The organism is Sporosarcina limicola (genome assembly GCF_014873855.1).
Taxonomy (GTDB): domain Bacteria; phylum Bacillota; class Bacilli; order Bacillales_A; family Planococcaceae; genus Sporosarcina; species Sporosarcina limicola.
Window position 1 is genome coordinate 1 of record NZ_JADBEL010000023.1, and the last position, 12,772, is coordinate 12,772.

14 protein-coding genes are annotated in these 12,772 nt (G+C 38.7%); 10 read left to right on the forward strand and 4 right to left on the reverse strand.

The window, feature by feature from the left end:
* On the forward strand, nucleotides 1–99 hold the full coding sequence (locus H4683_RS22450) for an S-layer homology domain-containing protein (RefSeq protein ID WP_420826559.1): 99 nt from the start codon (nucleotides 1–3) through the stop codon (nucleotides 97–99).
* Nucleotides 100–620: 521 nt separating this feature from the next.
* Here H4683_RS22450 and H4683_RS16215 read toward each other — a convergent pair.
* Both H4683_RS16215 and H4683_RS16220 read right to left on the reverse strand, forming a co-directional pair.
* Complete coding sequence (locus H4683_RS16215; protein WP_192599877.1) at nucleotides 621–1,502, reverse strand: helix-turn-helix domain-containing protein; 882 nt, start codon at nucleotides 1,500–1,502, stop codon at nucleotides 621–623.
* A gap of 180 nt (nucleotides 1,503–1,682) precedes the next feature.
* Entirely contained in the window at nucleotides 1,683–2,084 is a 402-nt protein-coding gene (locus tag H4683_RS16220; RefSeq protein WP_192599878.1) for a hypothetical protein, read from the reverse strand.
* Nucleotides 2,085–2,352: 268 nt separating this feature from the next.
* On the opposite strand from H4683_RS16220, the gene H4683_RS16225 reads away from it, so the two are divergent.
* From H4683_RS16225 to H4683_RS16240, 4 genes are all read left to right on the forward strand, one after another.
* Nucleotides 2,353–2,580 (forward strand): helix-turn-helix transcriptional regulator, encoded by a 228-nt coding sequence (locus H4683_RS16225; RefSeq protein WP_420826571.1) that lies wholly within the window; start codon nucleotides 2,353–2,355, stop codon nucleotides 2,578–2,580.
* A 6-nt stretch (nucleotides 2,581–2,586) separates the two neighbouring features.
* Entirely contained in the window at nucleotides 2,587–2,889 is a 303-nt protein-coding gene (locus H4683_RS16230) for a hypothetical protein (RefSeq protein WP_192599880.1), read from the forward strand.
* Between the two features lie 53 nt (nucleotides 2,890–2,942).
* Nucleotides 2,943–3,842, forward strand: a complete 900-nt coding sequence (locus H4683_RS16235) for a M23 family metallopeptidase (RefSeq protein WP_225942150.1) — start codon at nucleotides 2,943–2,945, stop codon at nucleotides 3,840–3,842.
* Between the two features lie 382 nt (nucleotides 3,843–4,224).
* Entirely contained in the window at nucleotides 4,225–4,956 is a 732-nt protein-coding gene (locus H4683_RS16240; RefSeq protein WP_192599881.1) for a PIG-L deacetylase family protein, read from the forward strand.
* A 175-nt stretch (nucleotides 4,957–5,131) separates the two neighbouring features.
* Here H4683_RS16240 and H4683_RS16245 read toward each other — a convergent pair whose 3' ends face one another.
* Complete coding sequence (locus tag H4683_RS16245; protein ID WP_192599882.1) at nucleotides 5,132–6,568, reverse strand: S-layer homology domain-containing protein; 1,437 nt, start codon at nucleotides 6,566–6,568, stop codon at nucleotides 5,132–5,134.
* Nucleotides 6,569–7,299: 731 nt separating this feature from the next.
* On the opposite strand from H4683_RS16245, the gene H4683_RS16250 reads away from it, so the two are divergent.
* The 4 genes from H4683_RS16250 (at nucleotide 7,300) to H4683_RS16265 (ending at nucleotide 10,310) form a co-directional block, all read left to right on the forward strand.
* Nucleotides 7,300–8,052: a spr1629 family repressor/antitoxin gene (locus H4683_RS16250; RefSeq protein ID WP_225942151.1), complete on the forward strand. Its 753-nt coding sequence runs from the start codon at nucleotides 7,300–7,302 to the stop codon at nucleotides 8,050–8,052.
* A 110-nt stretch (nucleotides 8,053–8,162) separates the two neighbouring features.
* Nucleotides 8,163–8,888: a hypothetical protein gene (locus tag H4683_RS16255; RefSeq protein WP_192599883.1), complete on the forward strand. Its 726-nt coding sequence runs from the start codon at nucleotides 8,163–8,165 to the stop codon at nucleotides 8,886–8,888.
* A gap of 156 nt (nucleotides 8,889–9,044) precedes the next feature.
* On the forward strand, nucleotides 9,045–9,209 hold the full coding sequence (locus tag H4683_RS16260; protein WP_192599884.1) for a hypothetical protein: 165 nt from the start codon (nucleotides 9,045–9,047) through the stop codon (nucleotides 9,207–9,209).
* A gap of 69 nt (nucleotides 9,210–9,278) precedes the next feature.
* On the forward strand, nucleotides 9,279–10,310 hold the full coding sequence (locus tag H4683_RS16265) for a S66 family peptidase (protein WP_192599885.1): 1,032 nt from the start codon (nucleotides 9,279–9,281) through the stop codon (nucleotides 10,308–10,310).
* A gap of 91 nt (nucleotides 10,311–10,401) precedes the next feature.
* Here the strand turns inward: H4683_RS16265 and H4683_RS16270 are convergent, their stop codons facing one another.
* A complete protein-coding gene (locus H4683_RS16270; RefSeq protein WP_192599886.1) occupies nucleotides 10,402–10,827 on the reverse strand; it encodes a GatB/YqeY domain-containing protein in 426 nt (141 codons plus the stop codon).
* Between the two features lie 203 nt (nucleotides 10,828–11,030).
* Here H4683_RS16270 and H4683_RS16275 point away from each other — a divergent pair, with 203 nt between their 5' ends.
* Complete coding sequence (locus H4683_RS16275; protein WP_192599887.1) at nucleotides 11,031–12,410, forward strand: catalase; 1,380 nt, start codon at nucleotides 11,031–11,033, stop codon at nucleotides 12,408–12,410.
* Nucleotides 12,411–12,772 lie beyond the last annotated feature (362 nt).

Below are 12,772 nucleotides of genomic sequence, written 5' to 3' on the forward strand. Positions count from 1 at the left end.
ATTGCGCTTGGAGATAATGGCTATTTCCGTCCGAATGAGCCAGTGACAAGAGCGCAGTTTGTTACATTTTTATCACGCATTATGCAGTTACAAAAATAGTACAATAGATGGCGCTTTAGCGAAAGACATGTATCAGCCTATTTTTTCCGAAAGCCCTCAGTAGCAAACTTGTCGCTTATTAATAGCGTGTAATGCAGCAAAATTAAATACTCTAAGGGGGGCTGTCTCAAAAGTTAGGAAAAATGACTTAGACAGCCCCTCTTTGTATTCTATTATGAGAGTCAATCAAAAAAATGAGGTGGCGTAAAGATGGACTTTGTAGCTATCGATTTCGAAACGGCTAATAGCCTGCGTTCAAGTGTTTGTTCAGTGGGAATCGTGCAAGTTAAGAACTGGAAAATAATAAAAGAAATACAGTCCTTAATAAATCCTTAAAGGAATGCCACATCATGTTATTGGGGCCTAAAGGCGCGTAGTTGACACTGGCGGTACTGAGTCCGAATTAACACCTGCCAATGCAACTTGATAATAAAACATACGTAAACTTTTATGAGTCATGGGGTGAGGCTTGTTTTTCATGTCCGAAAGTTGAGTTAATTATTAACTACTTTACTCAACAATTAGATTTCCTCTTCAAAGGACAAGTTTAATGGCTCATCCAATAACTCTGATTGTTTCTCTAAATTAGTTGTTGCCACATTTTTATCCACTTCTTCAAAGGTAAACTGATCCACCCACACATGACCTTGTCCTGACAAAATAATTCCGAATGCTATAATCGAACTATCTGAGGGAACATCCAAAACGATGGAGTAGCGGTTCCAGTTTGTATTCCCTGTTATTGAACGATTGCTCATATTATCGAACTGTAATACATCTCCATAAGCATTATCAACCCTCATCCACATACTACTAAACGATTTAACATCTTTGGTCTTTAAAAAACAAGAAAGTCTACTTCTCTTCCCTCTAAACCTATCCGCTTTAAATTGCTGCATCATTGTAGAGAAGCTTGAATCATCAAGTACCGTTTTCGATTTTAAATAGCCTGATGCTTTTCCTTGATGAACAATTTCACGGTCAATACCCATCTCATAATTAAATTGGTCTGTTCCGCTTAAAAACCAGCCTTTTACTTGCTTATCCATATAAGATTCCTCCTTATTTTTTAGCATACTTGACATGAGTTTTCGATATTGTCCGGGTGGCAAATGATAATACTTTTTGAAGGCTCTTGTAAAAGCTTCCTGAGACTCAAAATGATAATACAAAGCAATATCCAAAATTCGTTCGTTTGTGTAGAGTAAAGCCACCGAAGCATTTGCCAAACGTCTCATCCGAATATACTCGGTTATAGACATCCCAACCATTGAACAAAAAATTCGATGGAAATGAAATTTAGAAAATCCTGCTTGCTCCGCTATATCATCAATCAGTAGCGATTCATGTAACCGTTCTTCAATATAGGCGATAGTTTTTTTTATAATGCCTTCATAATACAAAGAATGTTCCCTCCCTTCATTAATAGAATAGCAAAAGAAAAAGGGGGTTTTTTGATTATTTTTGCGGAGGTTTCCATTTTTAAATATTTAAATGTTAATATTACCGATAATAACCCCATTCGAAATTATTGATCTTCTAAGTATCCTTTTTACATTTGTCTTCCCCTACTTAGCTTTTTTTTACGGTTTAATTCTTCCGAAACCTTCTCCCAGGGCTCCAATAAATAATGTCGGATAAGGCTGTAAAATTCCCATACTGTCTGTGTTGATTCGCATGATTTCAACCAATCCTAACAAGTCCGCCAATGCCGATGTGTCTAACTTCGCAAGTTGTCGACTCAGCTGAGATCCACTAATAGAATCCAGCTCCAATTCAATCAAGATAGCCGGTTTAGCGCGGATTCCTTGTTCGATTTCCTCCCAACTTCTCCAACGAGATATATTCGCAGGAATCATGGATTTGACTAATGCGTATTCAGATAACTTATCATAGTCATAATTGACTAATGGGCACTCCAATACGCTCCGGGGCAACAGAGATAAATATTGACGAAAGACGATGTTTTGACCTACACTTTTCATATGAAATGCTCCTTCATTTGTAGTGTAGGGAACTGATTTGGTTGTCAGTATCTATTCTACAGAAGGAGCATTTTATTGTATAATCATATAGGTTACTATACTTATAAAGGCTGTAATTACTTTTATTTCCTGCTGCGTAAGGCTATTGGGCGCCTGGTATCGAAAGTACTAGGAATGGATTAGAGTAAAGTATTTTTTACTAAAGGATTAAAAAACTTTACTTTAGGTATGGAATATATTACACTTCATTTATGAGAGGTGAATGAAGATGCCATTAAATAATGAAAGAAAGATGCGGAACAGAATTGTTGTCTTAAGAGCCGAAAGAGGTTTATCACAAAGAGAGGTTGCTGATAAATTGGGAGTGAGTAGACAGACGATTCTATCCCTTGAAAAAAATAGATACAATCCGTCTTTGAAATTAGCATATGACATCTCACTAATGTTTGGAGTAGATTTACACGAAGTTTTTCAATATGAAGTAGAGGAGGAGTAATAAATTATGGAAATGTTATTAGCTATTTTGCGTATTACTTATGTTTTAATTTTTTTTATTGCGGTATTTATTTCATTGAAATTTGAAATGGGTGAAGAGAATAAAGATGAACGCGGGAAAAGTATTTCGAATAAATCATATGGTATCGTATTTCCCTTAATGCCACTTGGATGGTTTTTAATCGAGTTGTATGGACAATTCATTAGTAGTCTGGATTACTATACGTATAAACTAGTAATTTGGTTTTTAATCTCAGGATTAATGATTCTTCATGCAATCATCATAACAGGATTAAAAAGGAAATATTAATTTGGTGATTCGCTTACATAAAATACGACTTTGTTTTAAGGAGATGAAGCTAAATGTTGGTTTCAATTATTATCTCAATAGGTATGTTGATTGTTTTACCAGCTGTATTTATTGTCACGCTTTGGAAAGCAGCTTTCAAAAGTAAGTTAGAATGGTTATTAGATGCACTGGCAACTACCGCATTAGTTGTTTGGCTATTTCAATCAGGGAATTGGAGCTGGGTCGGATACTATTTCCGGTTTCTTTTATTAGCCCTCCTCATTATAGTTTTGGTTATTTCTTGGAAAAAGGTAGGTGCTTTGCCTTTCAGAATAAAATATAGTATCAACCAAAAGTTTACACTTGGTGTTTATACATTTCTCTTATTGATTTTCGGTATGTATAACGTATTTGTCATTACCAGTTATACAACTGATGAAGCAGCGATTGAATTAACTTTTCCCCTTCAAGATGGTACCTACTATATCGGACAAGGTGGAAATCAGGTGCAAATGAATTATCACCAGGCGTATTCAGCTCAAAAATATGCTTTGGACATTCTTAAATTAAATAAATTTGGCACACGGGCAAATGGTTTTTATCCAAAAGAACTCAAGAAGTACGAGATTTATGAAGATGACCTATATAGTCCTTGTAATGGGAAAGTTGTCGAAGCGCAAAATGAGTTACCTGATTTTACACCGCCAGAAGCTGATCCAGAAAACCCGACAGGTAATTATGTCGCTTTATCATGTGAAAATACGGATGCAATTCTTTATTTAGCGCATATGCTAAAAGGTAGTGTGACAGTAACTCAAGATGAGATTGTAAATGTAGGTAAAAAAATTGGGCAAGTAGGGAATTCGGGGAATACAAGTGAACCCCATTTGCATATTCATGCTGAAAAAGATGGGGTAGGTGTACCTATTCAATTCAATAATCGGTTTCTTGTGAGAAATAGTTTAATGCGCTAATGATGGAGTGCCTGCGTCCATCATTAGGGGCACAGGGACCCATTTATAATGGAGATTCAAAAAACTATATTTGTATGGATTTATGTGTTTTATCTGGCTGACTAGCGAGAAGAATTATGTTAACAACTCCTATTGTAGAAGTTGTTAACCTTGTTTTGTTCTCTATAGCAACCAAGATTTCTACGGAGAAGTTTTAATTTTTGAACTATATGGGCTTTTAAAAAAATAGAAATTAAGAAGTTAACATAATTTTTTTGGTGCCAGTCAGAGCGATTAATCATAAATATTCAAACAATTATGTTCATTCTAATTAACGTGTTTGTTTGAGTGACTGTCACCAAACACTTGAGAGAGAACACTAGAAAACATATTGGAGGCAGTTATGAAACGAATCATCATTTTATTAGTATTGTGTATTGTGTTAACAGGGTGTCATGCAGTTGATGAAAATGATTATTCGACAACTATTTACTATGTCCCGCATCCAGACGATGAGACCCTTAGTATGGGGCCAAGTATTTTACATAATGTAGAGTTAAATAAAGAGGTCGTTGTTGTGCTCCTTTCGAAAGGGCGAGCAAGTAAAGCAATTGGATCTGTAAATAAAAAGCTGGAAAAAGAGGATTTACCGCCGATTACACTTGAAGAATTTGGGGAAGCAAGAGTTGCGGAGTTTACTAAAGCTGTGGCGGCTTTAGGTGTGGAAAAAGAGAATGTTTATATTTATGACATTGAGGATGGGGACTTTTCTGCCGAAGAGGTTGCACCTATTATTCAGGATTTCGAAAAACAGTATCCAGAAGCTTTGCATAACGTCATGTCTTATAATGATCCACATGATGATCATTCGTCTACGGGGAAAGCGTTGCGTGAGTTGATGGACGCAAGGGAGGTACGATACGGTCTTTACCATATCCCTGTTCAAAGGCATAAAAAGATGTTGTATAAGGGCAGTTATGCAGTTCCGTCAAGTCTAATAGATGACTATAAAGTCGCGCTAGAGGCGTATGGTAAGTGGGAACCGGAAGAAGGTTCTTATAGCATTGGCCAGTCATCTGTACGTAAGTATTTTGACCGTGCAATAGATGTGATGGAGAGTCGATGGCATCAGTAAAACATGAATGCTTCTAAATATAGACATAATTTTATGCTGCCAGTCACTCATCTACTTGTGAAAATTCAAACAAAAATGTTTATTCGAATTAACGTGTTTGTTTGAGTGACTGTCACCAAAATATTTTGCGGGAACGAAAAAAGCAGACACGCCAAGCGGTCTGCTCTTTACTCCATCACATATCCGTAATATAACCATCCAAGTCTATCGAAACATTCCAGATGGATCCGATTCTCTTCACTTCTATCAGAAGACCTATTTGATGATAAAACTCTGAACCTATAGGCTTCTTGTATTCAATCACAATCGTGCCTTCCTTCTTGCCAGTAAGACGGGCAGTGAACAGATTCGTGCTGGCATCTCTTGTAATCTCCGCGATCTGCTCATAACCTTTCGTAACGATCTTGTGCTTTCCTATATCCTCTGTTGTCCCTTGCTTATACGTTGCGGAAAGCTCTTCCCTCAGCGATTTCACTTCATAGTAAAAATGCGTTTCCTTCGACGTTGTTTCAATTCCATAGCGCGATTCCTTACCACTAGCGAAACGTACAGTGGCAATATACTGACCGGTCTTGTCGATATCGATGCAAACATTCGTGTAATCGCACGTTTTGAACGCTGCATTGTCAGACAGCTTCTTTCCGTCCATCGTCGCAAACGAAATGTTTTGGACGACTTCCTTATCGGGGATGTCGAGTTTTATCACAGTCGGCAGAAAATCACTCGTCTCCTCGAGCGTCAATTTCAACTCGCCGTTTTCTTTTTTCACATGCACATAATATTTTTTGTGGTTCTCCGTTTCAAAGAAATGCTTATCAGACAGGATGAAAGTGCCCGTTCCTTCTTTTTTCGGGATCAATTGGATTTTATCGTCTTGATAGCCTTTCTTTCCTTCCACCAAAATCACATCGAATAGACCAGGATTCACTTCAGTTTCCATGACAAAGAATCGACTCCAGCCAAAATCATCCGCTCTGAGCGTCACCACATTCGTCGGTTTCGCCTCTTCCGTCGCTTTGATTATTTTGGCAGCTTGACCTCTTGTGATGGAGAGATTCGGGCTAAATGTATTGGAAGTCGTTCCTGTCGTAATGCCGAGTTGGTGGATGATCAAAACATTCTCGTAATGCGACGAATCCCATTTCGAGCCGATATCTTTGAATGGATTCTCTCCGTACTGGCGCGGTAAATCAAACGCCTTGACCAAAATCGAAGCCATCTGTCCTCGCTTGATTGGATCATTTGGGCCGAAACGCCCATCTGGATAACCGCCAATAATACCTTCCTGCGCCATCGCGGCAATCGCCATGTAGTAGCCATTTGCCATCGGGACATCTTTAAATCCAGGATCCTTGACATTCTTCGTATCCAATTTGATCATCTTCGCAATAATCGCGGCTGCCTGCCCTCTCGTAATGGAATTCCCTGGCTTGAATGTGCCGTCCGGATAGCCTCCGATAATATTGCGTTCCGCCAGATTATTGACTGCTTCTGCGAAGTGCTTTGTTGGCGGCACGTCTTCAAATAGCTGTTTGCTTGCTGCGTTGCCGGATAAAGGAAAGCTGCAGGCAAGCAACAGTGCGCCGAATAGGGTGATATTTTTTTTCTTCATTTGGTTTCTTCCTTTCTATACTTTTTTATGGATCGTTGCTGTTGGGTAAGCAACCTACGGACGAAGATATTCAGAAAAAAGTTTCAACAATTTTTTCAACAATTTTGGTGAGCGGATGAATTGTTTTGGTTTTTCAAAGTGCTAAAGCGGATCAGTAGCTGTCGCCCTGGCACGATAACAAAAAACTGGCATGTCGTCAGGTTCCCGCCTTTCTCACCGCCGCCATAGCGAATCACTGTCTTTATTTTATCTGCCGCATTGGTGAAATTGAGGTGCCTGCGCAGGAAACAATTCTGTTTGTTTAAACAATCATGAATGTTTCTCACGCAGGCACCTCTAATCAATCTTCCAACATGAGTATTCATGACAATGGCAATAATAAACTCACACAAAATCTGATCATTCAATAACTCTTTTGTGTTCGACTATTTCTTTCAAAAAGTCTATCGTAAGTATTGTCCGTATTCCTTTTAAAGTAAGGGATTCAACAACCTTTTTTCAAGTATAAACGTTGATTGGCCCTTATCATCCACATAAAAGGATAACCGGTTTCACAACAGCACCTCTTTCATTTATGCAATAAAACGTTAGTTCTTGTAATTGTATTATCGCATAAATCGAGGGGGTTTCCAAAATCATGATTAGGGGCTGATACTGCAAGCGTTTAGACGTGTTAATATATATTTTCGTGAAAAGTTGAATAAACATGAAATTCACGGGGACTGTCGCCATTGAAATCTATAGCTGACTTAGCGCGCCAAACAATCGGATTACCCGAAAACTCCAACCAAAACATTCTTTTTTTATTGGAGAAGGCTGGTGCTTTTATTTTCGAGAAAGAAATTGGAGAAACAATTGATGCTTATAGTCTTTGGACAGAAGATGATAGGCCTTATATTATATTGGGAACTATTAAAAAGTCAGCTGCTAGAAGGAACTTTGATCTGGCACATGAATTAGGTCACTTGTTATTGCACTATAAAGTTGAATTCAATATGCAGGATAGAAAATCCTATAGAACTTTGGAAGATGAGGCGCATAGTTTTGCTTCTGAGTTTCTTTTACCAGAAGAATTTAGAAAAGATTGTGCGGGCATTGCTAAAGTTTCAAATCCCGACTCTTATATCGATATCAAACAAAAATGGGAAGTATCGTTACAAGCCATTGCAATGAAAGCATATAAATTGGGTCTAATGGAATATCAACAGTATCGCTATTTCTTCATGTCCATTAATAAAAAGGGCTATCAAACGCAGGAACCACTTGATGACAAGATTTCAATTAGTCGTCCGATGAAGATAAAAAGTATACTACAGCTACTTTTTGAAAAGGGAATTTATTCTGTATCTAATTTAATGGAGGATTTAAAAGTGGATCAAGAATTTTTAACGATATTAACGGGCATAGAAAAGGAATTCTTCTATAAATATCGTCAAAATGAACAAAAAGTCTTTACAACTAGTGAACTAATCTTTAAACAATAATATCTGTAGTGACAGTTAGTTACTTATTCAATCACCAGGCATATTGTTAAATAAAACCCAATATACGTCGATATAGAGAAATAAGAAGCTGAAAAGGGCGGTGTTGGGAAATGAAAGTGTTTAGTGGATTAAAAGTAAGTATGGTCACAAAAACTTTTTCACCACAGATTATCCATAAAGCAAATGATGAAAGCGCAGGGAAATCTGGTAAAAGAGATTCTATTATCATTAGTGATGAAGCACGAGCGCGGCTAGGGAATTGGCAGGAAAGGTCTGCCTCCATGATTGAAAGCTTAATGGAAAAACGCCAAAAAGTTCAAGAGGCGAAAAGTAATTTGGTAGAACGTACATTGGAAGCTGGAGAAGAACTTTCGACAATTAAAGAGCAGCTCGGAGCATTCGATGAACAAATTGCTGAAATCGAAGGACAAATGTCAGCAATAGAAGCACAGAAACGTGAGAGAGAACAGCGTGAACAAGAAGAAAAGCAACAAGCTGCTGCCGAAACGCAAGAAAAGTCTGAAATTGAACAATTGACATCTCTTCTTCAATCTGTTCAATTCCTTGAACAAATTAACGCATTAAAACAAGTGAAAGTACCCATCGAAAATGTGCATCGTCGACTCAAAACAGAAATGAGAAACGACATGGAACGCGGAACATTTATAGAGAGTAAGGCAAAGAAAATTGCAGAACTCGCTGGGCGTATGCAAAACCTCGACAGTGAGATGAACAACCAAATTAGAAAAGCGAAAGAATCTTCTAATGAAATGAATAGGAAAGTTTCTGCTGAGGAAAAGCAAGAAGGGTCAGTAAGTGAATCGCTTGAGAACTAGATTGAACGATTAAAGGATAATAAGAAAAGAGTTATTCGAATGCTAGGTTTTCGAAGAACTCTTTTTGTTTCCCGAATATAATTGCGAGTTGTTAAACTACTAATTAAAGGATTCCACCCTCCTTTGTCGAATTATGGATATAAGGGGGGTGACGAGATGAACAAAAACCTAATCAAATTAATTTTAATGGCTGTCGCGTTAGGAATGGGTGTGAGTACCCTCGTTTTAAATGTACTAGGGAATATTACGGTAAATACTGCGGTAACATTACTATCAATTGCGGTTATATGTTTAGCGATATCAAAGTTACAAGAGAAGTAATTACTTTTTCTAACAACTATTTTTTGAAGATAATGCATTGAATTAGTTCAAGTGAGGGAGGGCTTTACTATGTTAATAAAACCTAAAATGCTAAAAGCCGGAGATAAAGTAGCGACGATTAGTTTATCTTGGGGTGGAGCCGGGGAACCCGAATTAAAATGGCGCTATGAACAAGGGATAGAGAGGCTCAGAACCGTTTTTCATTTGGAAGTTGTTTCAATGCCAAATAGCTTAAAAGGCTCTGATTTTTTATATGACAATCCCAAAGCTCGTGCGGAAGATTTAATGGATGCATTCAAGGACCCTTCGATTAAAGGAATCATTTCAAATATTGGAGGAAGCGACAGCATTCGTCTGCTACCGTATATTGATTTTGATGTAATTCGCGATAATCCGAAAATATTTATCGGCTATTCGGACTCGACAATCACACATTTGTTTTGCCATAAAGCAGGGATTTCTTCTTTTTATGGACCATCGATTCTTGTAGATTTCGCTGAAAATATGGAGATGCATGAGTATACAGTGGAGGCGTTGAAAAAGGCTCTTTTTGCAAATGATGCAATAGGTGAAGTAAAGCCAGCCACAGAGTGGACTAGTGAACGTGTAGAATGGATTATTGAAAATAAAAATAGACAAAGAAAAATGAATCCGAATAAGGGATATGAACTGCTGCAAGGAACAGGAGTTGTTCAGGGTAGATTAATCGGAGGATGTATTGAAGTACTAGAGTTTGTGAAAGGAACGTCGCTTTGGCCGAACGAATCGTATTGGGAAGATAGTATTTTATTCTTTGAAACATCAGAAGATACACCTGAGCCAGGCCTAATCGAATATTGGTTGAGAAACTATGGCTCGCAAGGAATTTTACAAAAAGCAAAAGGTATTGTATTCGGAAAACCTCTTCAGGAAAAATATTATGAGGAATACAAAGAGTCTATCGTAAAGATTATGAAGGAATTGGATTTAACTTCGCTACCTATCCTGTATAACTTGAACTTTGGTCATGCAGAGCCAAAATTCGTGCTACCGTATGGGGCAATGGCTGAAATAAACTGTGGAAATGCTACATTTTCTATTTTAGAAAGTGGCGTGGAATAATAGGTTTGAGTGACAGTGTTCATCGATTTACAAATAAATATGGGGTTTCTGTGCGAGAACAATTAAGTTGCACGGAAACCCCTTACTAAAATTAAATTAAACTTTTAACAACTTTCGACATTGTTCCGCCGTCTGTTTTTCCAGCAAGTAATGGTTTTGCAATTTTCATAGCGTCCCCCATATTCATACCTTTAGTAACTCCTGCCTCCGTCAACATCGCTACGATTTCTTCTTCGCTAAGTTGTGTAGGCAAGAAGTTTTTGAGTAGAACCAATTTCGCTTCTTCTCGTTCAATTAAGTCTTCACGCTGTGCTTGTTGCGCGCCTTCCAACGCTTGATGGGTCTGTTTGATTTCACGGTTGACGATGGCAACTTCCTCTTCAGTTGAAAGAACTGCACCTTTTTCCTTTTCCGCGCTATCCAGTGCTGCTTTCAATAATGTCAGCACGCCTTTTGCGAGCACGTCTTTTTCCCTCATGGCATTCTTTAACTGTTCAAATACAGTTGTCTTTAACATGTTTGTATCTCCTCCCATTGGTGGTTAAAAGTATAGAAGAGCTGCATGTGAAAAGCAACAAATGAAGATTGGACATATACGCGAATGTCTGATCTTTTTTGCGTGGTTATTCAGCTGTGTAAATTCATAATTGTATGGAGCCTCACATAAATAATAGTATATCTTAGGGAATTAACTTGTGGGTACAGGAGGCAGGAATCATTATGAGAGACAACAATGGAGGGGAATCAGGCTCTTCCACGGATCTAAACAGAAATATATCAAACATAAGGGCTAATGAAATGCATTCACAAACTGTAGGTGAAAGAGGTCCTGTACTGGAGCAGGACACTATTTTGCATGAAACATTGGAGACCTTTGTTCATACAAAAATTTTAGAAAGACCCGTGCATGTTAAGGGCTTTGCTGCTTTCGGTTACTTTGAAACCGTGTATTCGATGGCAAAATATACAAAGCTTAGCTTTTTACAAAATCCTGGGCAGCAGGTTCCAGTCACAGTGAGGTTTTCGCTTGCTGTAAGCAATAAAGGCACTCCGGATACCTCCCGAAATGTGCGAGGATTTTCTACTAAGTTTTATACTGAAGAGGGTATTTTTGATTTGGTTTGTAACCATATCCCCGTATTTTTAGTACGAGATGCTATGCGCTTTCCAGAGGCTATTAAGGCTTTTTTACCTTCGCCAGTAAATAACTTGATGGATTCCGAACGGTTCTGGAGCTTCATAGCCAGAGCGCCAGAATCCACCCATTTTGTAGTTCAGCTTTACTCTGATGTGGGCACAGTAAAAAGCTTTCGTCACATGCAGGGGCATAGTGTGAACACCTACGTTTGGAGAAATGCGCAGGGCGTTCGCAGTTATGTGAAATATCACTGGGTTCCTTACGCTGGGGAGCAGTATATAGACAGTCAAGAAGCTGCCCGATGGAATGGTGAGAATCCGGATATTGCAGGTAAGGATTTGTATGATGCCCTAGCAAAGGGAGAACCCGTTGTCTATGGGCTTTATGTGCAGCTTATGAATCCAAAAGACGAAACCAATCTTTCCTATGATCCATTGGATGATACAAAAGTTTGGGATGAACGGCAGTACCCCCTTATACCAGTTGGCCGCATGACGTTGAACCGAAACCCGGATAACTATATGGAACAAGTGGAGAAAGTGGCGTTTTCACCGTCCAATCTTTTGGATGGAGCCGAATTATCGGATGATAAGATGCTACAGGGGCGAGCCAATATTTACTGGGATTCTCAGCGTCGACGGCTGGGACCAGATTTCCGCAAAATACCGATCAATCATCAGCAAGACTGGTCGCCAGCTTCTCTTGTGACAAGCGGAGATGGCAGATATATGGAAGGGCATCTTATGCGATCCGATTTGCCAAAACAGGATGATTTTACGCAGGCCGGGCAATTTTATCAAGCTCTTCCCCCTGTGCAGCAAGACCACCTAGTCAATAATCTTGCTGCAGATCTTGCCTGCATATCCCCTGAAACGCAACGCATTGTTTTGACGTATCTGCACAATGCATCGCCGGAAATGGGGGAACGGGTTGTCCGGCAAATTGAAATGCAGACAAAATGAAGTTAATGGTGTCGGCGCAGCGACAATCGCTATCCGCTTGGGTGCATAGAAATCACGGTGTCACTGGCACCGGAACATCATGTATAGTTGAAAAAGCAGTTAAAATAGAAAAAGCCGCTCAACCGATTGCTTGGTGGAGGGCTATTTTCTTTGGTGCTGTACTCAGGTGTCGGAATCAGATAGAGCGACAGAGGTAGCTAAAACCAAAGCCAGTGCTACACTGCTTAACAAAACAACAACTCTTTTTTTCTTCTTGTTAAAATGCTGAATATTGCATTTTTAAAGTAATTACTGTACTGTATTAGGTAGACTGCTTGGGGGGATATTTTTGTTACTTTACTTTTGATATATATCATCTATCT